This is a genomic window from Synechococcus sp. R5-12 (assembly GCF_047502655.1).
In the GTDB taxonomy this organism is placed as follows: domain Bacteria; phylum Cyanobacteriota; class Cyanobacteriia; order Thermostichales; family Thermostichaceae; genus Thermostichus.
In genome coordinates this window covers 15,546-38,919 of sequence record NZ_JANSIM010000040.1, presented here as the reverse complement: position 1 = coordinate 38,919, position 23,374 = coordinate 15,546, and the positions used below count along the sequence as shown (strand labels likewise).

The following is a 23,374-nucleotide window of genomic DNA, read 5'->3' as shown; positions in this document are numbered from 1 at the left end:
CTGATGGCCTGACCTGACGCTTCAACAGCATTGGTGGATCCCCCGGCTTGGTCTGGGGGATTTTTTTGTTCTCTTTGCTGGGGTGATCTTTCCCAGAGCTTTTCTAGAGTTAAATTGGGGCCATTGCCTCTGTGACTTAGGGATATGGCAATCATTTCTTCTCGGGATACAGGCCAGAACGCTGAGGGCCCCAAGCGGCGGCAGCAAAAGTCTTCAGCCTGGAGAAAAGAAGGCAGAGAGTTGAGCTTTGCTGGGGAAAGGGGAGCGGATCCCTCTGCCCTGTTGCAGCCGCAAGCCCACCCTGGCGAAGCCCAGGAAGAATCCCTGCGCCCGCGCACCCTGGCGGAATATATTGGCCAGACGGAACTTAAAGAAGTGCTCTCCATTGCCATTGCGGCGGCCCGCGCTCGCCAAGAGCCTCTGGATCACCTGCTGTTCTACGGCCCGCCTGGTCTAGGCAAAACCACGGTGGCAGCAGTGCTGGCGGCAGAAATGGGATCCCAGTTCTACATGACCACCGCGCCGGCTTTGGAGAGCCCCCGCGACATTGCCGGGTATTTGGTGCGCTTGAAGCGGGGGGATGTGTTGTTTATTGACGAGATCCACCGCCTGCCCAAGGTTACAGAAGAATTGCTCTATCCGGCGATGGAGGATTTTCGTCTTGATATCACCATTGGCAAAGGTCGCTCTGCTCGCATCACCTCTCTGCCCTTGGAACGCTTTACCCTCATCGGGGCCACAACCCGCATTGGCGCCCTCACTTCTCCGCTGCGGGATCGCTTTGGCCACGTGCAACGGCTGCGCTTTTACGAGCCTCACGAGCTGGTGCAGATCGTGCTGCGCACGGCTCGCCTCTTAAATGTCTCCACCGATCCAGAAGGGGCTGCAGAGATCGCCCGCCGTTCTCGGGGCACGCCCCGCATTGCCAACCGCCTGTTCAAGCGGGTGCGAGATTACGCCCAGGTGCGAGGGGATGGCCACATTAGCCAAGAAGTGGCAGCAGCCGCTCTGGAGCTGTTCCAGGTGGATCCCATGGGTTTGGATTGGATCGATCGCAAGCTGCTGACGGTGCTGGTGGAGCAGTTCGGTGGAGGGCCAGTGGGCTTGGAGACGATGGCCGCGGTGACGGGTGAGGATCCCCAAACCATTGAAGAAGTGTATGAGCCTTATCTGCTGCAGATCGGCTACCTGCAGCGCACGCCCCGGGGTCGAGTGGTCACTCCCGCTGCGCTACGGCATTTGGGCTATGAAGCCCAATCCCCCCTGCCTTTGTGGAGCTAACTCGTCTCTCCCCTCACCCCCGACCCCTCTCTCACAAGAAAGAGAGCAGTTGAGAGCCCCATCTAGCTGCGGTCATTGCCCACAGGGCTGAAGCTGGGCACCACCAGCTCGCGGTTTTGCTTGGTAAGGCGACCGTACAGCTCCTGCGTGTTGGGGAAGTTGGCCGCCGGCAAGGTGGGGAAGCGGCGATAGGGCACCGTGTCCTCGCCGAAGAGATCCCGATACTCCTGGGTGTTCAGCAGGGCGCGCACAAAGGCTTTCACCCCCTGGGTGGCCAAGATCTGGTTGTACTTGCGGATCTCCTGCTGGTTGAGAGGCGCACGGCCCAGGAAGTGCTTGGTGCCCAGCTCGATCACCTTGGTGTTGGGATAGGGGGCATAGAACTCGGAGCGGTACAGCTCGGAACACCCCAGGGCCTCGATGAACTCCTTGACGGTGATCTCGCCGTTGCGCAGCTTGGACTCGGCAGAGCTGAGCTCGGCGCTGATGTTGTAGATGTCCATATCCCGCTCGAAGACCTGCCGGTAGGCGGCGCGGATGAGGTTGTTGACTTCCGCTTTGTTGGCCAGGCTGGTGAGCTTGAAGACAGGGATCTCTTGGCGTACCTTGGGCACCCCCTGCTGGGCCCGCCGCTGGATTTCCAGCTCGCCGGAAGGCATATCCCGAGGCTGACCCAACTTGACAAAGAGAGGGATGTCGTCGTCGGTGCGAATGGGCTTGGTCACTGCCATGTCGGTGGAGCCGGGGCGCATCCGCCGCAACGCCAGACCGCCGGGGGTGAGGTAGCGCTCATAGGGCACGATATCTTCCCCGAAGACCTGCTGGTACTCCTCGCTGTCGAGGATGGCGTCCACGACGGCGTAGAACCCTTGCTTGGAGGCGATGTCAAATAGGCGGTTCATCTCCTGGCGCCCGTAGGTGGGTCGGCCCAGCAGCTTGCGGTGGATAAACTCGATGGCTTTGCAGACATACAAGCTGGACCAGTACTTGTTGCGGAAGAGATCCGACTTGGCCAGTTGGCGAATAAACTCTTTGACAGGAATTTCCCCCGACTCCAGCTTGATCTCCCAACGGGTTAGCCGTTGGCCTTCGTAGGGCATGTAACCGTACACCTGCTGGTAGCAGGCGCGGATCACCGCCTGGGTGGATCCCTCGCTGCCGACAATGCCGGCCCGCACCCCCAGCCGTCGGCTGCGATCTCCCGGAGTCTGGGTGAGCTTGAAAACCTTCGGGCCAAGGCTGCCGGGATCCCCCACTGCCTTGGGATTGGTGCGGGCGTTGGTGAGGGCAAAGCCGCGCCGGATGAGGATGCGCTTGACATCCTTGTTGAAGGGGGCGGGGCGGGCGCTGAGGGAACGGGTTTCCTTGGGGAAGATGGCCCCAAATTGGATCTCCAGCGGGTCGTTGCCGGAGCCATAGGCATGCTGATCCGGCAGAGGCCGGTTGTAGCGGGCAAAGAGGGTAATGAACTGGGGCACCTTGCGGCGCGGGGCAGCGTAGTTGTAGAGGTCGAACTTGGCTCCCCAGTTGGCGCTGGTTTGGGCTTCTATCCCCAGCTTGCGCAGGTAGGGTACCGTCTCTTCGCCGAAGTAGTCTCCGTACTCGCGGCTATCCACCAGGGCGTCCACCAGGCCGGCCAGACCCTTGCTGGAGATGATGGAGAAGTAGGTCTGCACTTCCTCGCGGGTTTCGGGAGCCCGCCCCAGGAAGTGGCGGAAGGCCAGCTCCACGACGCGGCTGTTGATGTAAGGCTCGTAGAACTGCTTGCGATACAGCTCCGATTTGCCCAGGCGGCGAATGAACTCCTTCATGGAGATCTCGCCGTTTTTCACCTTCGACTCCAGGTCGGAAAGCTTGAGGCCGTAGGCGCGGCGGATATCCCGCTCAAACACCTGTCGATAGGCGGCCTTGATGACTTCTTCTTTCTCGGCGTTGGACAGCCCCGGCTTCATGGCAAAAACGGGAACTTTTTCGGCAGCCAAGTTGTAGATCTGGGGTAGCTGCAGCCCTTGCAGAGGGATCCCGTCGGCGGTGCTGGCATTGCGCTGCCGCAGCTTGTCGGAAGGGGCGGGAGCGATGAACTCGCTCAGCAAAACATCGAAGTATTGGTTGATGATGGCAACCGCTTCGGCATCTTTGCGGAAGTAGCCAGCCGCTGCCCGCTTCATCTCTTGAATGGCGACAATGGTGGCCTCGGCGGAGCAGGCGTTTTCGATGATCTCCCGCAGGCCGCGGGTGTTGACGGCGATGATACTGGGATCCCCGGCCACCAGGGCGTAGGTAACGTAGCGCAAAAACCAGCTCAGATCCCGCAGCGATTTGCGCATGTTGGCAGCTCCGTAGCGGGAGATGTTGATGGGGCGGAAATTGGGGGGAATCTCCACACCGCTGGCGCTAAAGATGTTGCGGATGGCCTCAATGAATCCGCCGGTGGATTCCACGTAGAAGGCAGTACCCAGCTTGAAGGCTTCTTTCTCGTCTTGGGTCGCTTCTGGCCGCTCCAGATAGGCCATGGGCGAGCCCCCTGTGAAGATGCGGTTGGCTGCCCGGCTGACGATGATTTCCGAATTGGCCGCAATGACCTCGGCAATCTCTAGCCGTTTCAGGCCGCTGGAGAAAAAGTCCTCGAGGCGATCCAGCTCGGTGCGTCCCAGATAGCGATCCTGCTGTTCCGCCTGGGAGATGGTCGATACAGGCACGGTTTGGTAGAGACGGGGGTTGGAAACGACTGCGCCAGCGGATACGTTGATACCCATCGATCTTTTAAACTCCGTTTTGATCGAAAAAACTGCCGACAAAGGCCGAGGACAGTGCCATCGAAGGGGGTGAAGAGGCTGACCCACGACTGGAGGAGCATCCCTCTCTGAGCTGAGAAGGATCGATGCCCGATCCCTGAGGGGGAAGCCAAGCCTAGAATACTAGGGGCACGGGCCCAGAGTGGGGAGGTTGTTGCAGTTTGTAACACTGTTTCTCATCCACAAAGACATGGCTCTCAACCCAGCTCTACCCTCCCATCTGTTGTCTTCCGCTTTTCTCCTTGAGGATTGGGAGCAGGGACATTACGAACGCGTTACCCAGGTTTTACAGCAACAGCTCGAGCAGGGATCCCCCTCTCCAGAGCTGTATTGGGAGCTGGGAGCCGCCTATCTCCTGCTGGGTCGGGAACTGGAGGCGCAGCTGGTGTGGCAAGAGGGCTTGGCGATGCTGCAAGCGGGGGGGGTGGCCGAATCCGAGGCCGTCTACCACCTGCTGAGGAGCTTGCAGGCTTTGGCGGAAAGCCTGTGGGAGAAGGGCCATTGGCCGCAGGCAGCAGCTCTGTATCGGCAGCTTCTGGAGTTGGGGGATGGACAGCTGGAGCTGTCTTCTGGCCAGGCTTTGGCTGCCCACCGCATTGGCCTGACCCAAGAGCGGAGCCGGCTGTGGAGCTCGGCAGCGGAGTGGTTTGAGCGGGCTTGCCAGCAGGATCCGACGGCGGCAGAGAGTTTTTGGCGCTGGGGCTTGGCCCTGATGAAGCTGGGCCGTTTGCGAGAGGCGATTTTCCCTCTGCAGGAGGCTGCGCGGCTGCGCCCTGAGTGGGGGGATCCCTGGGTACAGATGGGCTTGGCGTGGCTGGATCTGCAGGATCCAGTTCAGGCTGTGGGGTGTTTCCAGGCGGCTGAGGCGCGGGGCACCGGGACGGCGCAGCTCTACAGCTACTGGGCGGAAGCGGAAGTGCGGCTGGATCACCCTGAGGCCGCTTGGGAGAAGGTTTGCCGAGCGGTGGCAGCGGAACGGAATTGGGTGCAGGCGTGGTGCGAGGGCAGTGGCAGAGAAAGCCCTCTGCGATCTGGACTGGAGCAGGCATGCAGGGGAGAGGGATCTGCGAGGATCCCCGATTTCCTGTATTCGGCTTGGCGGCAGCGTTGGGCTCCAGAAGGCGTTGCCCTTCAAGCGGACTCTTTTTCCCAGAACACCCCCCCTACAACCGACTTCTGGCCGGTGCCAACCCAAGGCTACCTCACCACCCGACAGTGGCATCAGGCCACGGGCGAAGGGGACTACCAACCCCTGGATCCAGGGGGGGTTCTCTGTCTGAAAGCGCCCCCTGCCGCTGATCCCGACATTTTGCAAAAGTTGCGCCCGCAGCGCATCCCCTTGGCAGAGACCTTTGTGGCTCAGATTCCGGGAGGATCCGTCCACGTGGGCCACTATCCCCGCCACCTCTACGCCAGCTTTGCCAGCGGGGTGCTCACCCGCCGGGGAGAATTGCTCGCCGATCTATCCCTGAGCTTGCCGCCGCCGGAGTTCCTCGACTGGGACTACAGGCCAGATCACCTGCGACACCACCCCCTGCTGGGCTTGCCCCATCTCCCCCCACCGATCCCACTGGATGGCCCCGTTGCCCTTTTGCCCTTGGGGGCAGTTAATTACTTTCACTGGATGGTGGATATTCTGCCGGCCCTCGATATCCTGCAGCGGTCGGGCGCCCTGGAAAAGGACATCCCCATCTTGATCCACGGGTATCAAAGAAAGCCCTTTCAGGTGCAGAGCTTGGCTGCTTTGGGGATCCCAGCCGAGCGCATCCTCAGCTTTGAGCAGTTGGGGGGATCCCATCTGCAAGCCCAAAACCTGATCGTGCCCTCAGCAGGCGCTCCGGTGGGGTGCTTGACCCCTAGGGGATTGGAGGTGCTGCGGCAACTGGCCCAGCCGAGTTTCTCCATTGACCCCTTACAACCGCGGCGGATTTACATCAGCCGTCGGTCTGCCCGCTGGCGGCGGGTGATCAACGAAGCGGAGGTGCTAGCCTGTTTGCACCCTTGGGGATTTGCACCGGTGCAAATGGAAACCCTTTCTCTTCAAGAGCAAATAGCCCTAATGCAAGGGGCAGAGGCGGTGATCGGGATCCACGGGGCGGGCCTGACCAACCTCGCCTTTTGTCAACCCGGCACCACCGTCATCGAGATCTTGCCCAGCAATGCAGTGCTTCCCTATTTTTGGAGTATTGCTCAGGTGGCAGGGTTAAGGTATTTCCCCTTGGTGGCGCCTGTTTGCGATCCGGCTTTGGTGGCTCTTCTTTCCAGCCCCGATTTGGATCGAGAAGATGCCTGGGTTCGGATCCCGGACTTGCTGAATGTGCTGGAACAGACAGGGATCAAGGGATGATGGGATCGGAGGGACTCGAACCCTCACGTTCTTGAGGAACAACGGATTTTAAGTCCGTAGCGTCTACCATTCCGCCACGATCCCAATCTGTCGGCAATAGCCGTACTACTCTACCAAACTGCTCGCCTTGGGGGGGCAAGTCTTTAAGTTGGTTCACCCAGCCCTGCAGTGGAGGGTATGAAGTAGGGGATTGCTGCCCCTGCTGATGGGATCCCTGCTGTGCCCGCTGGCTTGAAGCTCCTACAACTTCTCTTTCAAAAAAACGTTGGCCACCCAGATCCCCACCACCGCCAAGGCGGCCATCCCATAAAAGGTATAGCTATAGCTGCCCAGCCTATCGCGAATTTGCCCCGCGATCATCGTTCCCACCAAGGCCCCAACTCCATAGGCGGTAAACACAATGCCGTAGTTCTGGGCGTAGCGTTCGGGATCAAACAAGCGCAGGGTCAGGGCGGGAGCCATGGCCAGCCACCCCCCCAGGCAAAACCAAAGCAAGGAAAAAGTTACCCAGTAGGCCAGAAGGGATCCCTGAGGAGGCAGGAGCATTAGCCCACAGGCCAGCAGGATCAGCCCATAGGAGCCCGTAGTGACCTGATGGGGATGTAAGCGATCGGCCAACCAGCCAAACAGAGGACGGCTGAGCCCGTTGAAAATGGCGAAGAGAGCCACGCTGTTGGCAGCCGCAGGGGGATCCAGGCCGATCAGCTCTTCCCCCACAGGACCAGAAATCCCAATGGCGCTTAAACCAACCAGGGTGCCGATGGCGTAGCAGATCCACAGGCCATAGAAGGAGGGGTTTCTCAGCAGAGGGAGAGAGCGCCGAGAAGTCAACGGAGAGCGATCTGGGCCATTCGTGGATTTTCTTGGAAAAGGTGAGGAAGGGATCCAATCGGGAGGAGGAAATCTCAGTTGGGTTGCGATCCCCAGGATCACTGCCGCGAAGAGGATCCCCAAAATCAGCAGCGTAGGCCGAGCCCCCAGTGCCTCGATCAAGCAGTTGGCCAGGGGAGCAGTGAGCAGGGGAGATAGGCCAAAGCCGACAATGGTGGATCCCACGGCCAATCCCTTGCGATCCGGGAACCAACGGGCTGCCACGGCCATTGGCACTCCATAGGCTATTCCCACACCGCTGCCGGCAATGACTCCATAGCAGAGGGCAATCCACCCAATGGAGGGGGCGAAGCTGGCCAGCCCATAGCCCAGGCCCACCAAGCTGCCCCCCAGAGCCAGTACTCGGCGGGATCCCCAGCGGGGGATGACAAACCCTGTGATGGGCATGAGGGTAGCGTAGAACACGAGGGCAACCGTGTAGGGCAGCAGGCTCTCACTGGCCCCGATCCCCAGCTCTGTTTCCAGAGGCTTGCGGAAAATGCTCCAGGAATAGACGGTTCCCAGGCAAAGAAGAACCAGGAGCCCCAGGAGGATAAAAAGCCATCTCCCCATATGGGCCGGTTGTCCATACAAAGTAACGGGGAATCCAACCCTTTTCATGGGTATCTAGAGCTTGTTGGAGCTGAGTTCAACCCATTCTCTCAGCCCTTTCGGGGATAGGCCAACAGAATTTTTAGCCAACCGTTGGCTAGAGGCGTTTGGCCTCTACCGTCCTGGGCAGAGACAAAGGCTCCGGCAGCTCCGGGATGGACAATTCCCAACCGTTGCTCAAAGTAAAAATGGTTTCCCCGGCCTCTGAACGGGTGGCCACAACCGATTCTTCCAGATCTTTTTTGGGAACGTAGACCATCAAATGCCCGTAGGCACTTTCGTGCAGGATGACTTTCATAGCCCTTTCTCCACAAGTTCCAACTCTTGGGCACGGCACCCCACCACCAAGCCTTTGGCCAAGCAGTGGACGGCATAGACGTAAAACCGTTGTAGAAAGGTGCCAATGGAAATCACGTAACCTTCGTCGCCCGGAACGGCCAAGATTTTCCCCACCGGCTGGCCGAAGAAGGTGCCATCGTTGCGGATGACCTTACGGATGCGGACTTTGTCGCCCAGCTCAAATTGGGGAGGGCGATCCAGCTCCAGTTCGTCGCTCATGGGGTACCTCCTGTGATTTCTGCCAGCACCTGACAAAGCTCTTGGCGGGTTAGGCTGCGGCCTACTTGGCGCGCCCGTCGAGACACGGCTGCCAAAATGGCCTGAGATTTGGAAGTTTCCTTTCCGGACAAGCGGTTAGACAACATCGGGATGGCTCTCCTCTGGGATGGGTTCTGGAGTGTGTTGCGCCCATTGCGTCAGCGTTGCGCGGCAATAACGGGCCAGTTCCGCCGGTGGGATCGGATGCTTGCAGTGGGTGACGTGCTGCCGCACCTGTTCCAGGAGCTTTTCCAGCTGGCCAGGCGGGATCTGCTCGACAGGGATCCCCTGTTCCTTGAGGATTTGCAGCAGCAAATGCCGGCCGGAGTGTTTGCCCAACACCAGCCGCCGCTGGCCGCCCACGGCTTCTGGTGGGAAAGGCTCATAGGTCTGGGGATCCCGTAGCACCCCTGCAGCGTGAATGCCCGACTCGTGGGCAAAGGCGTTGTCACCGACGATGGCCTTCCAGGGAGGTAGGGGAGCACCGCTGGCCCGCGCCACCTGTTGAGACAGCTCCCGCAAACGGCGGGTATCCACCCCAACATCGATCCCCAAGGTGTAGCGCAAAGCCATCACCACCTCTTCCAGGGGGGCATTGCCGGCCCGTTCCCCCAGGCCGTTGACGGTGGTGTTCACCGACTGAGCGCCGGCGCGGATCCCGGCTAAGGCATTGGCAGTGGCCATGCCCAGGTCGTTGTGGGTATGCATCTCCACAGGGATATCGATGGCCCGCACCAGACGGCGAATCTGCTTGTAGGTGCTAAAAGGATCCAAAACGCCCACCGTATCGCAGTAGCGGAAGCGCCGACAGCCCCAGCTTTGGGCCATTTGGGCCAACTCGATCACCTGCTCCAGGGGGGTGCGGCTGGCATCTTCTGCCCCCACCGAGACCCACAGCCCTTGCTCCAAGGCCATCTCCACGCATTGGCGCAACTGTCGCAGCAGCCGAGGGCGATCCCCTTGGAACTTAGCGGCCATTTGCCGATCCGAGACCGGCACGGAGATGTGGATCCGCTTGAGGCCGCAACGAATAGAGGCGAGGATATCGCTGGGCACAGCCCGGTTCCACCCCAGCAGGTGGGCCCGCAGCCCCAGGCTGAGCATGGCGCGAATGGCTTCCGTTTCCACGGCGCCCATGGCCGGGATCCCCACCTCAATTTCGGGTACGCCAATGGCATCCAAGAGGGCAGCAATGGAGATTTTCTCGGGGATTTGGAAGGCTACCCCTGCCGCTTGCTCCCCATCGCGTAGGGTGGTGTCGTTGATGGTGATAGAGGAATTCATGGGATCCATCCTCCAAGACCTACGGCCCGCCTAGGCAATCGGTAACCGTCGATGGTGCTCCGCACCGCTAGCGGGACCCCGGTTGCGTCAGGGCAATCATGTCCAGGGTAGAAAGCTCAACCAAGTTGCCGCAGAATTCATCAGATTCCTGTAAGGCTTGGCTGTTCCTCTTAGCGGGGTGGAGTCTTTGGAGCAGGGGATCCTTGACAAAGTCCGACAAAGTCCGGCCTTTGGGATCCCGCTGCTCTGGCCATCAACGAATTAAGTCGAAGGAGATGTCGGTTTTGCCGGGGATGATGCTGCGCCGATCTGCCTCATCCAGAATGGTGTTGACAATCCAGTTAAGGAGGTTGAGCGCCCCCACATAGCCATAGGTGGGGTAGCGGTGCAGGTGGTGGCGGTCGAAGATGGGGTAGCCGATGCGCACCAAAGGTGTGCCCGTATCCCGCCACAGGTATTTGCCGTAGGAATTGCCGATCAGCAGATCCACCGGCTCGGTGAACATCAGAGAGCGCAGATGCCAGAGATCCTTGCCCCCCCAGACGGTTGCCCCCTGTCCATAGGGACTGGAGGCCAGCAGTGCCCGCGCCTCGGCTTCGAACTCCTCGTTGCTGTTGGTCACCACCACATGGATCGGCTCCGCTCCCAGCTCCAGCAACAGGCTGAGCAAGCCCATCACCAGATCCGGATCCCCATACAGGGCTACCCGCTTGCCGTGGATCCAGGCTTGGGAGTCCGTGAAAGCATCCACCGCCCGGCCCCGTTCGATCTCCAGCTCGGCGGGAATGGGCTTGCCCGTTAACTGGGATAGCTGCATCAAAAACTCATCCGTGCCCCGAATACCCACTGGCCGCGCCGTCAGGGTGGGCCGACCCGAGGCCTCTGCTAGAAACTCCAGGGTCTTGGGCGTGGTGTAGCGCTGGAAGGAAAAAGTAGCCTCGGCGTTGAGGCATTGGGCAGCCGCCTCCAAAGGGGTTCCTCCGGGATACATGTGGAAAGTGCCGTCGTTGGGCGAATCCAAATAGTCGGAGTTGTCCGCCAGCAGGGTCAGCGGGATCCCAAATAAGCCGAAGATGCGCTTGATCTCCCGCAAGTTGCCCATGTAGGTATCGAAACCGGGGATGACGTTGATGTGGCCATTGCTACCCGTGCGGCCCACCGGCTCGGTGAGGGTGCTGAGAATGCTCTTGAGCATGTTGTCGTAGCCGGTGATGTGGGATCCCACAAAGCTTGGCGTGTGGGCATAGGGCACCGGGAAGTTGTGGGAAATCACTCCCTCATTTCTGGCCGTGGTGATGAAGGCCCCCAGGTCATCCCCGATCACCTCTGCCATGCAGGTGGTGCACACGGCGATCATCTTGGGTTTGTAGAGGGTGTAAGCGTTTTCCAGTCCCTCGATCAGGTTTTTGAGGCCGCCAAACACCGCCGCATCTTCCGTCATCGAGGTGGAGACCGCCGAAAATGGCTCCTTAAAGTGGCGGGTGAGATGGGTGCGAAAATAGGCCACGCACCCCTGGGATCCATGGACGAAGGGCAAAGTTCCCTCGAAGCCGACAGCGGCGAAGATGGCCCCCAAGGGTTGGCAGGCTTTGGCGGGGTTTACCGTCAGGGCCTCCCGTTGAAAGTTCTTCTCCCGGTATTCCCAAGATTTTGTCCATTCGGCCACCCGGGCCACTTCTTCCGGGGAAGGGAGATCTTCAAAGGTTTGCTTGCACTGCAGAAGCGCCTGATATTCCGGATCTTGAAACAGGCGGGCGTGATCTTTGATGTCTTGGATATCTTGCGGCATGGTCGGTCTCCTAATGAGGGGCAGGGGAAGGAAGGGCCGTTGGCGTCTGGGATCCCGGCGGCAAGCTAAGACTTCCAGGGGGCTTTGACCAGATCCCAGGTGGGGCTATTCAAAGCCAAATCCATATCGCGAGCGAACACGGCAAAGCCGTCGTAGCCGTGGTAGGGGCCGGAGTAGTCCCAAGAGTGCATCTGGCGGAAGGGCAAAGCCATCTTTTGAAAGACGTACTTCTCCTTGATGCCGGAGGCGATGAGATCTGGCTTCAACCTCTTGGCAAATTCTTCAAACTCGTAGCCGGACACGTCATCGTAGATGAGGGTGCCGTCGTCGATGTACTGGGTGGTGCGCTTGTAGTCGTCGCCGTGGCCGAATTCGTAGCCGGTGGCAATCACCTCCATGCCCAGCTCCCGGAAGGCCGGGATGACGTGGCGGGGCCGCAGTCCGCCCACCATCAGCATCACCCGCTTGCCCTCCAGGCGGGGACGGTACTTGGCAATGATGGCCTCGCTCTGGGGCTTGTACTTGGCGATCACCTGCTCCGCCTTGGCCTGAATGGTCTCGTCGAACCGCTGGGCGATGGCCCGCAGCGACTTGGCAATTTGGGTAGGGCCAAAGAAATTGAACTCCAGCCAGGGGATCCCGTAGGCTTCCTCCATGTGGCGGCAGATGTAGTTCATGGAGCGGTAGCAGTGGATGAGATTCAGCTTCACCCGAGGGGCAAGCAGCATCTCGTTCCAGGTGCCATCGCCGGAAAACTGGGTCACTACCCGCAGGCCCATCTCCTCCAGCAAAATCCGGGAAGACCAAGCGTCGCCGCCGATGTTGTAGTCCCCAATCAGGGCCACATCGTAGGGGCCGGGCTCAAAGTTGAGGGATCCCTCCTTCGCTTTCTTGTCAGCAATGGGCAAAACCCAGTCCCGCACCGTATCGTTGGCGATGTGGTGGCCCAGGGACTGGGAGACCCCCCGAAAGCCTTCGCAGCGCACCGGTACCACCGGCTTGCCAATTTCTTTGGAAACTCTCTTGGCCACTGCCTCGATGTCATCCCCAATTAGGCCAACGGGGCATTCGGATTGGATGGTAATGCCTTTGGCCAGGGGGAAGAGTTCGCTGGCTTCTACCAAGAGTTTGGCCAGTTTTTTGTCCCCCCCAAACACCACATCCCGCTCCTGGAAATCAGAGGTGAACTGCATGGTGCCGAAGGTGTTCACCCCGGTGATTCCCACGTAGTAATTGCGCCGTCCCGACCAGGAGTAGTAGCCGCAGCCCACGGGGCCATGGCTGAGGTGGATCATGTCTTTGACCGGCCCCCACACCACCCCCTTGGAACCGGCATAGGCACAGCCGCGAGTGGTCATGACGCCGGGGATCGACTTGATGTTGGACTTTACTCCGCAATCCGTTTTGCCCTTGTCGTAGACGTTGAGGTGTTTGGCTCGCTTTTGCTTGGCCTTTTCCGGATAGGTTTCCAGAACTTCTGCAATAACTTTTCGGTTTTCCTCTTTGAGGGCGCTTTTTGGAGTAGTCATGGGAAGAGCCTCATCTACTGGATTTTTTTGAGAAAGAAACTAGGGGGAACCGAGGGCCGAGGGAGGAAGGGATCCACCCCCAGCCCATCTTTAAGTTCACACTGGGGCCAACTCTTTTTCGGTTTTGCCGATGAGGTGGGCGATTTTCTGGTCGTCGTCCAAAACGCCGAACTCTATCAACAACTGTTCCAGCTCATCCATAGAGATGGGGGTGGGGATCCTCAGATCCGTGTTGTTGATGATTTTTTTGGCCAAGGCCCGATACTCGTCAGCTTGGTTGCAGTCGGGGGAGTACTCGATCACCGTCATGCGGCGCAATTCTGCGTGCTGAACCACATTGTCGCGGGGGATGAAATGCAGCATTTTGGTGTTCAGCTTTTCGGCCAGAGCTTCGATCAGCTCGATCTCGCGATCCACTTTGCGGCTGTTGCAGATCAAGCCACCCAAGCGCACGCCGCCAGAGTAGGCGTATTTCAGCACGCCGCGGGCGATGTTGTTGGCCGCATACATGGCCATCATTTCGCCGGAGCAAACAATGTAGATCTCTTGGGCCTTGCCCTCCCGGATGGGCATGGCAAAACCGCCGCAGACCACGTCCCCCAGCACGTCGTAGCAGACAAAGTCCAGATCCTCGTAGGCTCCGTTTTCTTCCAAGAAATTGATGGCGGTGATGATGCCTCGTCCGGCACAGCCAACACCAGGCTCGGGGCCACCGGATTCCACGCAGCGCACCCCTCGGTAGCCGGTGAGCACCACCTCTTCCAGCTCCACGTCTTCTACGGATCCCCGCTCAGCCGCCAGGTGAAGGACGGTGGTCTGGGCTTTGCAGTGCAACATGAGGCGGGTGGAATCGGCTTTCGGGTCGCAGCCGACGATCATGATCCGCTGTCCCAATTCGGCCATACCGGCAACGGTATTCTGACAGGTGGTGGATTTGCCGATACCGCCTTTGCCGTAGAATGCAATTTGTCTCATGGTTCAGTTCTCCTAATGAAGACTTGAGGAAAAACTTGAGGGCGACTTAAGGGTTAGAAATCTCTTGCCAATGGGCGCAACTGGTCGCATTAGCGAGACGGGATCCTTACTGCAAAGGATTTCAGCTCGCGGGAAGGCAGCCTTGGATCCCTTGGAATCCAAAAGCAAACCGGTTGAACGGTGGGGCTCTCCCGAATCGAGGCAGGAGATGGGGGAAGCGACGGGGAGTAACAGTGGGGCAGATCATAGGGCTCTCAGGCTTATCGAGAATGGGGAACTAGAGGGCATGCACGGTTAAGGTGGGCCACACCTGTTCTTGCAGGCGGGTTTCGATGAGCAACCGCAGCGTGTTTTGCTGGCTGGGGCAGGTGGTGCAGGATCCCTTGAGGCGCACCCACACCTGATCCCCTTCCAGGTCGTAAAGCTCCACATCGCCGCCATCGGCCAACAGCAGCGGGCGAACTTCCTCGTCTAGGACGGCCTGAATGCGGGCGATCTTTTGCAAGGTGGTGAGGGGAGAGGGAGCAGCGGGAGAGGGCTCTGTCTGGTTTTGGGAGTTCCCTTTTGAATTTCTTGAATCTTCTGAAGGGGTTGCGTCAGTCTCGGCCAGAACAGCGGCAATCAGGTCTTCAATCTGGGCCAGGCAGGAACCACAGCCACCACCCGCTTTGCTGTAGGCTGTTACTTCCTCAGCGGAGGTGAGGTGGTTTTCCCGGATCAAGCGGCGGATCTTTTGCTCGCTGACGCCAAAGCAGGAGCAGACCAAAGCGCTGTCATCATCCGTGTGGTCAGGCAGAGGAAGGCCGCGATAGCTGTAGATGGCTGCCTCCAGAGCCTCTTGCCCCATCACCGAGCAGTGCATCTTGGCGGGGGGCAGGCCGCCTAGGTAGTCAGCGATTTGGCGGTTGTCGATCCGCAGGGCTTCATCCAGAGTGAGGCCGGTGATCAGCTCCGTCAGGGCCGAGGAAGAGGCAATGGCGCTGGTGCAGCCGAAGGTTTGGAAGCTGGCAGCCAAGATGCGCTCGCTGGCCTCGTCCACCTTTAAGTAGAGCCGCAGGGCATCGCCACAGGTGATGCTGCCCACTTCTCCCACCACCACCCGAACACCGGGCTCGGAGCTGGGATCCATCGCCCCTTGGTTTTTGGGGTGGTAGAAGAGTTCCAAAACTTTTTCGCTGTAGTCCCACATGGCTGGATCCTGAGTTGAGGATGCGAACGGTCGAGGGAAGATGAGTTTGAGGGGGGTCAGCGGCGAGCCAGTTCCCGTTCCTGCTGTTGCAGCCAGTCTTCCGCCTCGTGGCTGAAGGGGGAGATGGCCCGCAAATGCTCAATGATCCCCGGCAAAACCTCCAGCACCCGCTCCACCTCTGCCGGCTGGGTAAAGCGGGAGAGGCTGAAGCGGATTGAGCCGTGCAAAACGGTGTAGGGCAGGCCCATGGACCGCAGCACATGGGAGGGCTCCAGGGATCCGGAAGTGCAGGCGGAGCCGGAGGAGGCGCAGATGCCGTATTTGTTCAGCCAGAAGAGGATCGCTTCCCCTTCCACGAACTTGAAGCCCAAGTTGGTGGTGTTGGGCAGCCGCTGAGTGGGGTGGCCGTTAACCTGGACATCCGGGATCCGCTGTAGCAAGCCCTGCTCCAAGCGATCCCGCAGCAGCCGCTCATGGGGATCCCCCAGGTGGGCTTGGGCCAGCTCCGCTGCCTTGCCCAGGGCGATGATGCCCGGCACATTTTCCGTCCCGGCGCGGCGGCCTCGCTCCTGATGCCCTCCCAGCAGCAACGGACGGAAGCGCAAGCCCCGCCGCACATAGAGAGCGCCGATCCCCTTGGGGGCATGCAGCTTGTGCCCGGAAAGGGTGAGGAGATCCACCGGCAGGCGCTGCAGATCGAGAGGGATCTTGCCCACCGCCTGTACTGCGTCCACATGGACAACAGCCCCATAGCTGCGAGCCAGGGATCCCACCGCCTCGATGGGGAAAAGCACGCCCGTCTCGTTGTTGGCGGCCATGCAGCTCACCAGGGCAGTATCGCCGGTCAGGGCTGCCTCCAGCTCCAGCAAGTCCAGGCAGCCTTGCTCATCCACCGAGAGGTAGGTGACGCGGTAGCCTTGTTTTTCCAGGTGCTTGCAGACGTTGAGCACCGAGGCGTGCTCTACCTGCGTGGTGATGATGTGGCGCTTCTGGGGTTGGGCTGCCAAGGCTGCATAAATGGCCGTGGTGTTGCCTTCGGTGCCGCCACTGGTGAAGACGATCTCCGTCGGGTCGGCTCCCAGAAGGGCTGCCACCTGTTCGCGGGCTTGGTTGAGGGCACGCCCCACCTGGCCGCCAAAACTGTGCATCGAGGAGGGGTTGCCGTAGAAGGTCTGCAAATAGGGCAGCATCGCCTCCAGAACCAGGGGATCCACGGCGGTGGTGGCGTTGTTGTCCAGGTAGATCACGGGGTTCATACAGGCTCCGAATCGATACAAGGTAGGGGTTGGGCAACGTTAAACGGCTTGCGGAGCGTGGGAATGGCACTGCTTTGGGCAAATGCGAGCGCAAGCCTGACAGCCGATGCAGAGGGCGGCATTGAGGATGGTCATCACTTTGCGCTCACTTTCTTCTTCCTCTTCGTTGTCGACAAACTCGCCGTCTTCGTTGAGGGCTCTGAGGGCGAACACACCCCGGCCACAGACCTTGAGGCAACGGCTACAGCCGAGGCAGCGGGTGATATCCAGGCTTTCGATAAACTGTGGGATCCAGGGCAGTCCGCCTTTGGTGAGAGCAGTTACAGTAGCCATAGCCAAGCTCCAAAGCGAGATTTTTAGGATCGGGGAGATTTGCTGTCCAAGGTCTGGTTGACCAACCAGGTGCGGTAAAACTTGAGGGCCACCGTTTCGATGAGGTCGTAGTCTTCCACCACTTCGATGCCGGCCTCGCGAATACGCTTCATGGGGCAATCGCCGATCTTGGAGACCAGCACGGCTCGGCAATCCCTGATGAGATCCAGAATTTGCTCTAGGTTGTTGTCCTCCCCGGATCCCCCGTGGCAGTACTGCGGAACCTTGCGGTGGCCGACAAACTGCGCCCCACGGGCGTTGACCTCGTAGATCAAAAACTCCCGTGCATGGCCGAAGTGGCGATTGACCAGGCCGCCGCCTTTGCTGGCTACGGCCACCAGGATGGAGGGGCTGTCGGGAGGCAGGTCGGCTGTCCAGTGGGTCGGGGCTGCCTGCTGCTGAGCTTGCAGTTGGGCAATGCTTGCCTGGACCTGGCGGCGTTTTTCGGGGTCGTATTCGGGGGTCATCTGCATAAAGCGCTCCTTGGTAAACTCTTGGCTGCGGTCTTCCCCCAGCAGGCCCACCGCGTCCGCCCGACACTGGCGACAGTGGCGCATCATCCGCATGTTGCCGGAGCACCGATCTTGCAGGGCTTTCAACTCCTGAGGGGTGGGGCCCCGCTGGCCGATAAGGCCGAAGTAGGTGCCGTGTTCAGGCGCCGAGATCAGGGGCATGATGTTGTGCAAGAAAGCCCCTTTCTCCTGGATCACCCGGTTCACTTCCAAGAGGTGGGTGTCGTTGATGCCGGGAATGAGAACGGAGTTGACTTTGCAGAGGATGTCTGCCTCCCGCAGCAGATCCAGGCTTTCCATCTGCCGTTCGTGCAGGATGCGGGCTGCCTCCACCCCTCGAATGCGCTTGCGTCGCCAGCGGATCCAGGGGTAGATCCTGGCTCCGATCTCCGGATCCACCATGTTGATGGTCAGGGTGACGTGGTCAATGTTCAGCCGTTTGATCTCGTCGATGTAGTCCGGCAACATCAGGCCGTTGGTGGAAAGGCAGAGCTTGAGATCCGGAGCTTTCTCGGCAATGCGGGCAAAGGTCTCGAAGGTTTGCTTGGGGTTGGCCAAGGGATCCCCAGGCCCAGCAATGCCCACCACCGTCAGTTGCGGGATCTTGCCGGCAATCACCAGCACTTTGTGGGCGGCTTCCGCCGGGGTAAGCAGCTCGCTGACCACACCGGGCCGGCTCTCATTGGCACAGTCGAACTTGCGGTTGCAGTAGTTGCACTGGATGTTGCAGGCGGGGGCTACCGCCACGTGCATGCGGGCGTAGTGATGGTGAGCTGCTTCGCTGTAGCAGGGATGGGTGGCGATGCGTTGCTGCAGATGAGGGGGGAGAGCCTGGCGGGGGCTGCTGCTGCAAGCGCAGGCCGATGGGGAAGGGGATCCCTGGCGGGGCGGAGTTGAAAGGGGCGGCATAGTGGGGTCAACCAGGGGATAGAACGTTACTGGCGGTTATATCAACCGCCCTCTGCCCGCTCCGTTGCACTCAGCCCGGTAGAACTGATCGAGTTTATTGGCTTTGTACTCAAGACCTGCAAAGCCTGATGGCAGGCCAAATCCAACTTTTTTTAGGGGTCAAGGGTCTGGTTTTTCAAGGCCGGGGATGCCGTATTTTGACCCAAAGGGGCGGGGGATCCGGCTGTGGGGAGGATCCCCGGAATCCCTGATTCGACAAGGGCTTGGGGCAATGCTTAAGAAATACTAAAAATCTGCTCAGATGCACTCAAGCGCCGCAGCCTCGGCTGCGTTTTGCATCAATTGCTACGATTTAATATCGTATCAGCCCAAAAGTGTATTGAAAATAGCCGTTTGAGTTTGAGGAAAGATCCCCCTGGGGCAAAGTCCTCGCCAAGGAAGTGAAGACTATTGCGGCGGCAGGCCGTCGGACTTTCTTGTTGTGACAGGGGGGATGTACTCGCTCAAATACCCATACCCTTCCCCAAAAATACCGGATCCCTGCGGGCAAAAGACTCAACCCCCTGCCCTCAGAAAAACTTTTTTTGCCCTCTGGGCCAAGCTTCCAGGGTTTGAGTACATCGGCAATAACTCAATCAATCCTGATCGCCCGCTGCCAAGCCTAAGCCCCTGCAGCCGCTTGCTATAAGCGGGGGATATAAGCGGGGGAACAGAAACCCAACGGTTCTGCCCCTCTGTTGAGACTCGCCCCCTGCTTCCCAACCGGTGAGCTTATGTCCCCCCTTGTTTCTCCCCCACCGAAAACGGCTGAAGTGCTGCAGGTGCCCCGTTGCGATCGCTGGCGGATTCTCTACCGTCTGCAGGAGCTGGATTTGACCTGTGGCTGTACCCCGACCGGCCAACTGTGGGTGGTGATTCGCACCCCCACCGAAGCCCTCCTCGTCCACAGTGTGCTCCGCCTTTTCACCCTCAACCGCTCTGGCTGGCTGAGTTGGTTGGATCGCTGCTGGTCTCTCCAAACCTGGGATCCCCCTGAGAGATCTGCAGGAGGGGATGACCACCCCTGAACCTCTGCCGTTTGCCTCCTTGCTTCTCCTGTTCACCTCGTTTTGGTAGCGCCAATGACCACTCCATCCCCCTCGACTCACTCCTTCCAACAAGTCCGAGACAACCCCGTTCATCTGGGACGTGAGATCACGGTTCCCATCTGCGAGGGCCTCAACCTAGTTTGGGCCAGTCTTCAGGGGCTGTATTTGCAGTATCTGAAGCACCATCTGGTTGTGGAAGGAGCAGAGTTCTACTCAATTCACCAATTTTTCAACGAAAGTCTACAGGAAGTTCAGAACCACGCCCATGAGGTGGGGGAGCGCCTGAACGGCCTGGGTGGGATCCCGGCCTCCAGCTTTGCCAAGCTGGCGGAGCTGTGCTGCTTCAGCCCGGAAGGGGACGATGCATTGGCCGTGCGGCCCATGCTGGAAGCGGATTTGCGGGCCGAGCAAAGCCTAATCGATCTGCTGCGTCGCCAGGCGGCTCTGGCGGAAAGTGTTGGGGATCGCGCCACCCGTCACCTCTACGAGCAGATTTTGCTGCGGACGGAAGAACGGGCCTTTCACCTGGCCCACTTTCTGGCTGCCGACAGCTTGGTTTTGGGCTTGTCCCCATCCTAGCTTGCCCATCTACGCCTACCCCTCGTTTTGGGAGACTCTGCCATGCTTACCCCCGATCGGGCGCCGCTGCTGCAGTTTTTGCAAGTTGAGCTTGGGATCCCGGAATCCGCCCTCACCTTCGCCCTGAAACGGCATGGGTGTGAACAGGGCCCTTTGCCCATGATTCTTTGGCATTACGGGCTGATTTCCTTGGAGCAACTGGAGCAGATTTTTGAATGGTGTGCTCCCCCTCCTCTTGTTACCAATTCTACCCATTCGGAGGTTTAAGCCATGACTTATCCCTACCCTTCTCTTCCCTTTCCCAGAGTCGGCAACCCTTTGGGATGGCTCGGCCTGGTTTTGAACTCAATTTTCAGATCCGCCCTGAAGTGGCCACGCCGCTGGCTCAACAGCATTGAAATTCGGGGATCCCGGCAGGCGCGTTGGATTTGCCGTTTGATCCCGGCTTCCTGCCCCTTTGAGCGGGATATTCGGCTGGGATCCCGCACCATCCACATTCCGGCCCTCTGTCGCATCAACCCCCTCTACGAGGAGATCATCGCCCTGCGGCTACGGGCGGCGGCTTATCTGGCCGAAGCTGCGGCTCAACCCCAGCCCCCCTCTTCTCAGGAGATCCCATCATGCCCATGATCAGCCGAACCAAAGTGGCGGAGCTGCTCAACGAGACCGCCTGCGAGCACAACCACAAGAAAGACGGCAAAGGCAAAAACAAGGTCTGTGCCGAGCAGGCCAAGCCCGGAGGAGCGCAGGGAGGCTGTGCCTTTGACGGGGCCTCGATTGCCCTGGTGCCGATCGCCGATGCCGCCCATCTAGTACATGGGCCAATCGCCTGCAGCGGCAACTCTTGGGGGACGCGGGGCAGCCTCTCTTCTGGCCCCCAGCTTTATCGGGTGGGCTTCACCACCGATCTGAGCGAGAACGAGATCATCTTCGGAGGGGAGGAGAAGCTGTTCCAGGCCATCCTTGACTTGCAGGCCAAATACCAGCCTGCCGCCATTTTTGTCTATCTCACTTGTGTAACTGCCCTCATTGGCGACGATGTGGAGGCGGTGTGTCAGCGGGCCAGCCGCCAGCTTGGGATCCCGGTCATTCCGGTGAATGCGCCCGGCTTTGTGGGCAGCAAAAACCTAGGCAACCGTCTGGCCGGAGAAGCCCTGCTGGACTATGTGATCGGCACCGCCTCCCCGGAATACACCACCCGCCGCGACATTAACCTCATCGGCGAGTACAACATTGCCGGCGAGCTGTGGGATGTCTTGCCTCTGTTTGACGAGCTGGGGATCCGCATCTTGGCCAAGATCACCGGCGATGGCCGCTACCGCGAGATCTGTACCGCCCACCGGGCCAAGCTGAACGTCCTCATCTGCGCCAAAGCCCTGCTCAATGTGGGCCGCAAGATGCAGGAGCGCTATGGGATCCCCTACATTGAGGCTTCCTTTTACGGGCTGCAGGAGATGAACCACTGCCTACGGGCCATTGCCCAAGGGCTGAAGGATCCCGAACTGCAGGAGCGTACCGAGGCCCTCATCGAGCGGGAAACTCGCGCCACCGAGGCGGCTTTGGCCCCCTACCGGCAGCGGCTGGCGGGCAAACGAGTTGTCCTTTATACCGGCGGGGTGAAAAGTTGGTCGATCATCTCCGCCGCTCGAGATCTGGGGATGCAGGTAACGGCCACCAGCACCCGCAAAAGCACCGAAGAAGACAAAGCCCGCATCCGCGAGCTGCTTGGCCAGGATGGCATTCTCTTGGACAAGGGCAGCCCGCAAGAGCTGCTCAAGGTGGTGGAGCGCACGAAAGCGGACTTGCTCATCGCCGGCGGACGCAACCAGTACACCGCCCTCAAGGCCCGCATCCCCTTTCTGGACATCAACCAGGAGCGGCACCATGCCTATGCCGGCTATCGCGGCCTGGTGAACTTGGCGCGGGAGATCGATGCCGCCCTCCACAGCCCCATCTGGGAGCAGTTGCGACGGCCTGCCCCCTGGGAGACTCCAGCCGAAGAGGAGGTGGGATGATGGCCCAGCTCATCCAAGAACGCAAGCCCCTCAGCGTCAACCCCCTCAAACTCAGCGCTCCGCTGGGGGCGGCCCTGGCCTTTCTGGGGATCAAGGGCTGTCTGCCCCTCTTCCACGGTTCCCAGGGCTGCACGGCCTTTGCCAAAGCGCTGCTGGTACGCCATTTCCGCGAGGCCATTCCCATGTCCACCACTGCCATGTCCGAGGTGGACACCATCTTGGGAGGCGAGGAGAATGTCGAAGCTGCCATTCTCACCTTGGTGGAGAAGGCCCAGCCGGAGCTAATCGGCCTCCTCACTACCGGCCTCACGGAAACCCGCGGCGACGATATGCCGCGCATCCTGCGAGAGCTGCGCCGGCGCCAGCCGCAATTGCAGGATCTGCCCATCGTCTTGGCCTCCACGCCTGACTTTAAGGGATCCCTGCAAGACGGCTATGCCATCGCCGTCAACAGCTTGGTCAGCACCCTGCCGGAATCGCCGTCGGGATCCGTCCACCCTGCTCAGGTAACGGTGCTGTGCGGGCCTGCCCTCACCCCTGCCGACGCCCAGGAGATCAAAGAAATGGTGGAGGCTTTTGGCCTAGAGCCGATCCTGGTGCCGGATCCCGCGGGTTCCCTGGACGGACACTTGGGCACCGGCTTTAGGGCGACCCCAGACGGCGGCACCACCCTTGAGCAATTGCGCCAGCTCGGGCGTTCCGGCCTCACCATAGCTGTCGGCGAGAGCATGCGCCCTGCCGCTCAGATCCTGGCCCAGCGCTTTGGCACCCCCTATCGGGTTTTCCCCCACCTGACCGGTCTCAAGGCTGTGGATCCCTTTTTGGCAACCTTGGCCGATCACAGCCAGCAGCCGGTGCCCTCTCGCTACCGCCGCCAGCGCAGCCAAGTCCAGGATGCCCTCCTGGATTGCCACTTTTTCTTCGGCAACCAGCGGATTGCCTTGGCCCTAGAAGCCGATCTGCTCTGGGGGTGGGTGGACTGGCTGCTGGATATGGGCTGTCAGATCCAGGCGGCCATCAGTCCCACACCGGATCCCCACTTGACCACCCTTCCCATTGAGGCAGTGCGGGTGGGAGATCTGGGGGATCTGGAGGAGCTAGCACCCGGGGCTGACCTGCTGGTGGGCAACTCCCACGTGGCGCGCCTGGGCAAGCGGCTGGGGATCCCGGTGCATCGGATGGGGATCCCCATCTTCGACCGGCTGGGGGCCAACCACCTCTGTCAGGTGGGCTATCGCGGCACCCTATCCCAACTGTTTGCTGTCGGCAACCTGCTGATGGAGCAGGAGGAAGCCCGTCACCCCAGCCCACCCCAGGTTTCTGGGCATGGATTCTAAGGGATCCAGAGCTTCGAGCTAGATCCCCCTAGCTCCCC

21 protein-coding genes and 1 tRNA gene are annotated in these 23,374 nt (G+C 60.0%); 8 read left to right on the top strand and 14 right to left on the bottom strand.

The annotated features are described in order from the left end of the window. The first annotated feature begins 144 nt into the window (after window positions 1-144). Complete coding sequence (ruvB, locus tag NW843_RS02955; protein WP_011430641.1) at window positions 145-1,281, top strand: Holliday junction branch migration DNA helicase RuvB; 1,137 nt, start codon at window positions 145-147, stop codon at window positions 1,279-1,281. A gap of 62 nt (window positions 1,282-1,343) precedes the next feature. Here the strand turns inward: ruvB and NW843_RS02950 are convergent, their stop codons facing one another. Further along, window positions 1,344-4,037: a phycobilisome rod-core linker polypeptide gene (locus tag NW843_RS02950; protein ID WP_414522069.1), complete on the bottom strand. Its 2,694-nt coding sequence runs from the start codon at window positions 4,035-4,037 to the stop codon at window positions 1,344-1,346. Window positions 4,038-4,230: 193 nt separating this feature from the next. Between NW843_RS02950 and NW843_RS02945 the strand changes: the two genes are divergently transcribed. After that, window positions 4,231-6,423 carry a glycosyltransferase 61 family protein gene (locus tag NW843_RS02945; RefSeq protein ID WP_414522068.1) on the top strand — a complete coding sequence of 731 codons (2,193 nt, stop codon included), beginning with the start codon at window positions 4,231-4,233 and terminating at the stop codon, window positions 6,421-6,423. On the opposite strand, the gene NW843_RS02940 is transcribed toward NW843_RS02945, so the two are convergent. The 13 genes from NW843_RS02940 to nifB all read right to left on the bottom strand — a co-directional run bounded on the left by NW843_RS02940 (window position 6,424) and on the right by nifB (window position 18,317). Beyond that, window positions 6,424-6,507: transfer RNA gene (locus NW843_RS02940), tRNA-Leu, on the bottom strand. A gap of 156 nt (window positions 6,508-6,663) precedes the next feature. Beyond that, on the bottom strand, window positions 6,664-7,914 hold the full coding sequence (locus tag NW843_RS02935) for an OFA family MFS transporter (protein WP_414522067.1): 1,251 nt from the start codon (window positions 7,912-7,914) through the stop codon (window positions 6,664-6,666). Window positions 7,915-8,002: 88 nt separating this feature from the next. After that, the gene (gene nifT / locus NW843_RS02930; RefSeq protein ID WP_414342032.1) at window positions 8,003-8,203 is read right to left on the bottom strand and encodes a putative nitrogen fixation protein NifT; all 201 of its coding nucleotides are present in this window, start codon (window positions 8,201-8,203) and stop codon (window positions 8,003-8,005) included. Next, window positions 8,200-8,463 (bottom strand): nitrogen fixation protein NifZ, encoded by a 264-nt coding sequence (locus tag NW843_RS02925; RefSeq protein WP_011430646.1) that lies wholly within the window; start codon window positions 8,461-8,463, stop codon window positions 8,200-8,202. Before NW843_RS02925 ends, nifT begins: the two co-directional genes overlap by 4 nt. Beyond that, window positions 8,460-8,609, bottom strand: a complete 150-nt coding sequence (locus tag NW843_RS02920) for a hypothetical protein (protein ID WP_011432085.1) — start codon at window positions 8,607-8,609, stop codon at window positions 8,460-8,462. The genes NW843_RS02925 and NW843_RS02920 overlap by 4 nt, the downstream gene beginning before the upstream one ends. Then, entirely contained in the window at window positions 8,599-9,786 is a 1,188-nt protein-coding gene (gene nifV, locus NW843_RS02915; protein ID WP_414522066.1) for a homocitrate synthase, read from the bottom strand. The genes NW843_RS02920 and nifV overlap by 11 nt, the downstream gene beginning before the upstream one ends. A 253-nt stretch (window positions 9,787-10,039) precedes the next feature. Then, window positions 10,040-11,575, bottom strand: coding sequence for a nitrogenase molybdenum-iron protein subunit beta (nifK, locus tag NW843_RS02910; protein ID WP_414522065.1), 1,536 nt, complete (start codon window positions 11,573-11,575; stop codon window positions 10,040-10,042). 65 nt (window positions 11,576-11,640) lie between these two features. Continuing rightward, window positions 11,641-13,104 (bottom strand): nitrogenase molybdenum-iron protein alpha chain, encoded by a 1,464-nt coding sequence (gene nifD, locus NW843_RS02905; RefSeq protein ID WP_414332071.1) that lies wholly within the window; start codon window positions 13,102-13,104, stop codon window positions 11,641-11,643. A gap of 96 nt (window positions 13,105-13,200) precedes the next feature. Continuing rightward, window positions 13,201-14,079, bottom strand: a complete 879-nt coding sequence (nifH, locus tag NW843_RS02900) for a nitrogenase iron protein (RefSeq protein ID WP_011430651.1) — start codon at window positions 14,077-14,079, stop codon at window positions 13,201-13,203. A gap of 277 nt (window positions 14,080-14,356) precedes the next feature. After that, the gene (nifU, locus tag NW843_RS02895; RefSeq protein WP_414522064.1) at window positions 14,357-15,268 is read right to left on the bottom strand and encodes a Fe-S cluster assembly protein NifU; all 912 of its coding nucleotides are present in this window, start codon (window positions 15,266-15,268) and stop codon (window positions 14,357-14,359) included. Window positions 15,269-15,324: 56 nt separating this feature from the next. Continuing rightward, window positions 15,325-16,524 (bottom strand): cysteine desulfurase NifS, encoded by a 1,200-nt coding sequence (nifS, locus tag NW843_RS02890; RefSeq protein ID WP_414522063.1) that lies wholly within the window; start codon window positions 16,522-16,524, stop codon window positions 15,325-15,327. Window positions 16,525-16,563: 39 nt separating this feature from the next. Next, window positions 16,564-16,857 (bottom strand): ferredoxin III, nif-specific, encoded by a 294-nt coding sequence (gene fdxB / locus NW843_RS02885; RefSeq protein ID WP_414332069.1) that lies wholly within the window; start codon window positions 16,855-16,857, stop codon window positions 16,564-16,566. Window positions 16,858-16,880: 23 nt separating this feature from the next. After that, on the bottom strand, window positions 16,881-18,317 hold the full coding sequence (nifB, locus tag NW843_RS02880) for a nitrogenase cofactor biosynthesis protein NifB (RefSeq protein ID WP_414522062.1): 1,437 nt from the start codon (window positions 18,315-18,317) through the stop codon (window positions 16,881-16,883). A 773-nt stretch (window positions 18,318-19,090) separates the two neighbouring features. Here nifB and NW843_RS02875 point away from each other — a divergent pair. The 6 genes from NW843_RS02875 to nifN are packed head-to-tail and all read left to right on the top strand — an operon-like array spanning window position 19,091 to window position 23,336. Further along, a complete protein-coding gene (locus tag NW843_RS02875) occupies window positions 19,091-19,384 on the top strand; it encodes an Asr1405/Asl0597 family protein (RefSeq protein WP_414388081.1) in 294 nt (97 codons plus the stop codon). A 54-nt stretch (window positions 19,385-19,438) separates the two neighbouring features. Beyond that, window positions 19,439-19,984, top strand: a complete 546-nt coding sequence (locus NW843_RS02870; RefSeq protein WP_414388082.1) for a ferritin-like domain-containing protein — start codon at window positions 19,439-19,441, stop codon at window positions 19,982-19,984. A gap of 42 nt (window positions 19,985-20,026) precedes the next feature. Next, on the top strand, window positions 20,027-20,251 hold the full coding sequence (locus NW843_RS02865; RefSeq protein ID WP_011430659.1) for a DUF2949 domain-containing protein: 225 nt from the start codon (window positions 20,027-20,029) through the stop codon (window positions 20,249-20,251). Window positions 20,252-20,254: 3 nt separating this feature from the next. After that, window positions 20,255-20,614: a Mo-dependent nitrogenase C-terminal domain-containing protein gene (locus NW843_RS02860; RefSeq protein ID WP_414522061.1), complete on the top strand. Its 360-nt coding sequence runs from the start codon at window positions 20,255-20,257 to the stop codon at window positions 20,612-20,614. After that, complete coding sequence (gene nifE, locus NW843_RS02855) at window positions 20,605-21,999, top strand: nitrogenase iron-molybdenum cofactor biosynthesis protein NifE (RefSeq protein WP_414522060.1); 1,395 nt, start codon at window positions 20,605-20,607, stop codon at window positions 21,997-21,999. The genes NW843_RS02860 and nifE overlap by 10 nt, the downstream gene beginning before the upstream one ends. Further along, window positions 21,996-23,336: a nitrogenase iron-molybdenum cofactor biosynthesis protein NifN gene (nifN, locus tag NW843_RS02850; protein ID WP_414522059.1), complete on the top strand. Its 1,341-nt coding sequence runs from the start codon at window positions 21,996-21,998 to the stop codon at window positions 23,334-23,336. Before nifE ends, nifN begins: the two co-directional genes overlap by 4 nt. The last annotated feature ends 38 nt before the right edge of the window (window positions 23,337-23,374 follow it).

What these genes read in the sequence shown, in the direction of transcription:
- ruvB (WP_011430641.1), top strand. Translation starts at nt 145, where the DNA reads ATGGCAATCATTTCTTCTCGGGATACAGGCCAGAACGCTGAGGGCCCC.
- NW843_RS02950 (WP_414522069.1), bottom strand. Translation starts at nt 4,037, where the DNA reads ATGGGTATCAACGTATCCGCTGGCGCAGTCGTTTCCAACCCCCGTCTC.
- NW843_RS02935 (WP_414522067.1), bottom strand. Translation starts at nt 7,914, where the DNA reads ATGAAAAGGGTTGGATTCCCCGTTACTTTGTATGGACAACCGGCCCAT.
- nifT (WP_414342032.1), bottom strand. Translation starts at nt 8,203, where the DNA reads ATGAAAGTCATCCTGCACGAAAGTGCCTACGGGCATTTGATGGTCTAC.
- NW843_RS02925 (WP_011430646.1), bottom strand. Translation starts at nt 8,463, where the DNA reads ATGAGCGACGAACTGGAGCTGGATCGCCCTCCCCAATTTGAGCTGGGC.
- NW843_RS02920 (WP_011432085.1), bottom strand. Translation starts at nt 8,609, where the DNA reads ATGTTGTCTAACCGCTTGTCCGGAAAGGAAACTTCCAAATCTCAGGCC.
- nifV (WP_414522066.1), bottom strand. Translation starts at nt 9,786, where the DNA reads ATGAATTCCTCTATCACCATCAACGACACCACCCTACGCGATGGGGAG.
- nifK (WP_414522065.1), bottom strand. Translation starts at nt 11,575, where the DNA reads ATGCCGCAAGATATCCAAGACATCAAAGATCACGCCCGCCTGTTTCAA.
- nifD (WP_414332071.1), bottom strand. Translation starts at nt 13,104, where the DNA reads ATGACTACTCCAAAAAGCGCCCTCAAAGAGGAAAACCGAAAAGTTATT.
- nifH (WP_011430651.1), bottom strand. Translation starts at nt 14,079, where the DNA reads ATGAGACAAATTGCATTCTACGGCAAAGGCGGTATCGGCAAATCCACC.
- nifU (WP_414522064.1), bottom strand. Translation starts at nt 15,268, where the DNA reads ATGTGGGACTACAGCGAAAAAGTTTTGGAACTCTTCTACCACCCCAAA.
- nifS (WP_414522063.1), bottom strand. Translation starts at nt 16,524, where the DNA reads ATGAACCCCGTGATCTACCTGGACAACAACGCCACCACCGCCGTGGAT.
- fdxB (WP_414332069.1), bottom strand. Translation starts at nt 16,857, where the DNA reads ATGGCTACTGTAACTGCTCTCACCAAAGGCGGACTGCCCTGGATCCCA.
- nifB (WP_414522062.1), bottom strand. Translation starts at nt 18,317, where the DNA reads ATGCCGCCCCTTTCAACTCCGCCCCGCCAGGGATCCCCTTCCCCATCG.
- NW843_RS02875 (WP_414388081.1), top strand. Translation starts at nt 19,091, where the DNA reads ATGTCCCCCCTTGTTTCTCCCCCACCGAAAACGGCTGAAGTGCTGCAG.
- NW843_RS02870 (WP_414388082.1), top strand. Translation starts at nt 19,439, where the DNA reads ATGACCACTCCATCCCCCTCGACTCACTCCTTCCAACAAGTCCGAGAC.
- NW843_RS02865 (WP_011430659.1), top strand. Translation starts at nt 20,027, where the DNA reads ATGCTTACCCCCGATCGGGCGCCGCTGCTGCAGTTTTTGCAAGTTGAG.
- NW843_RS02860 (WP_414522061.1), top strand. Translation starts at nt 20,255, where the DNA reads ATGACTTATCCCTACCCTTCTCTTCCCTTTCCCAGAGTCGGCAACCCT.
- nifE (WP_414522060.1), top strand. Translation starts at nt 20,605, where the DNA reads ATGCCCATGATCAGCCGAACCAAAGTGGCGGAGCTGCTCAACGAGACC.
- nifN (WP_414522059.1), top strand. Translation starts at nt 21,996, where the DNA reads ATGATGGCCCAGCTCATCCAAGAACGCAAGCCCCTCAGCGTCAACCCC.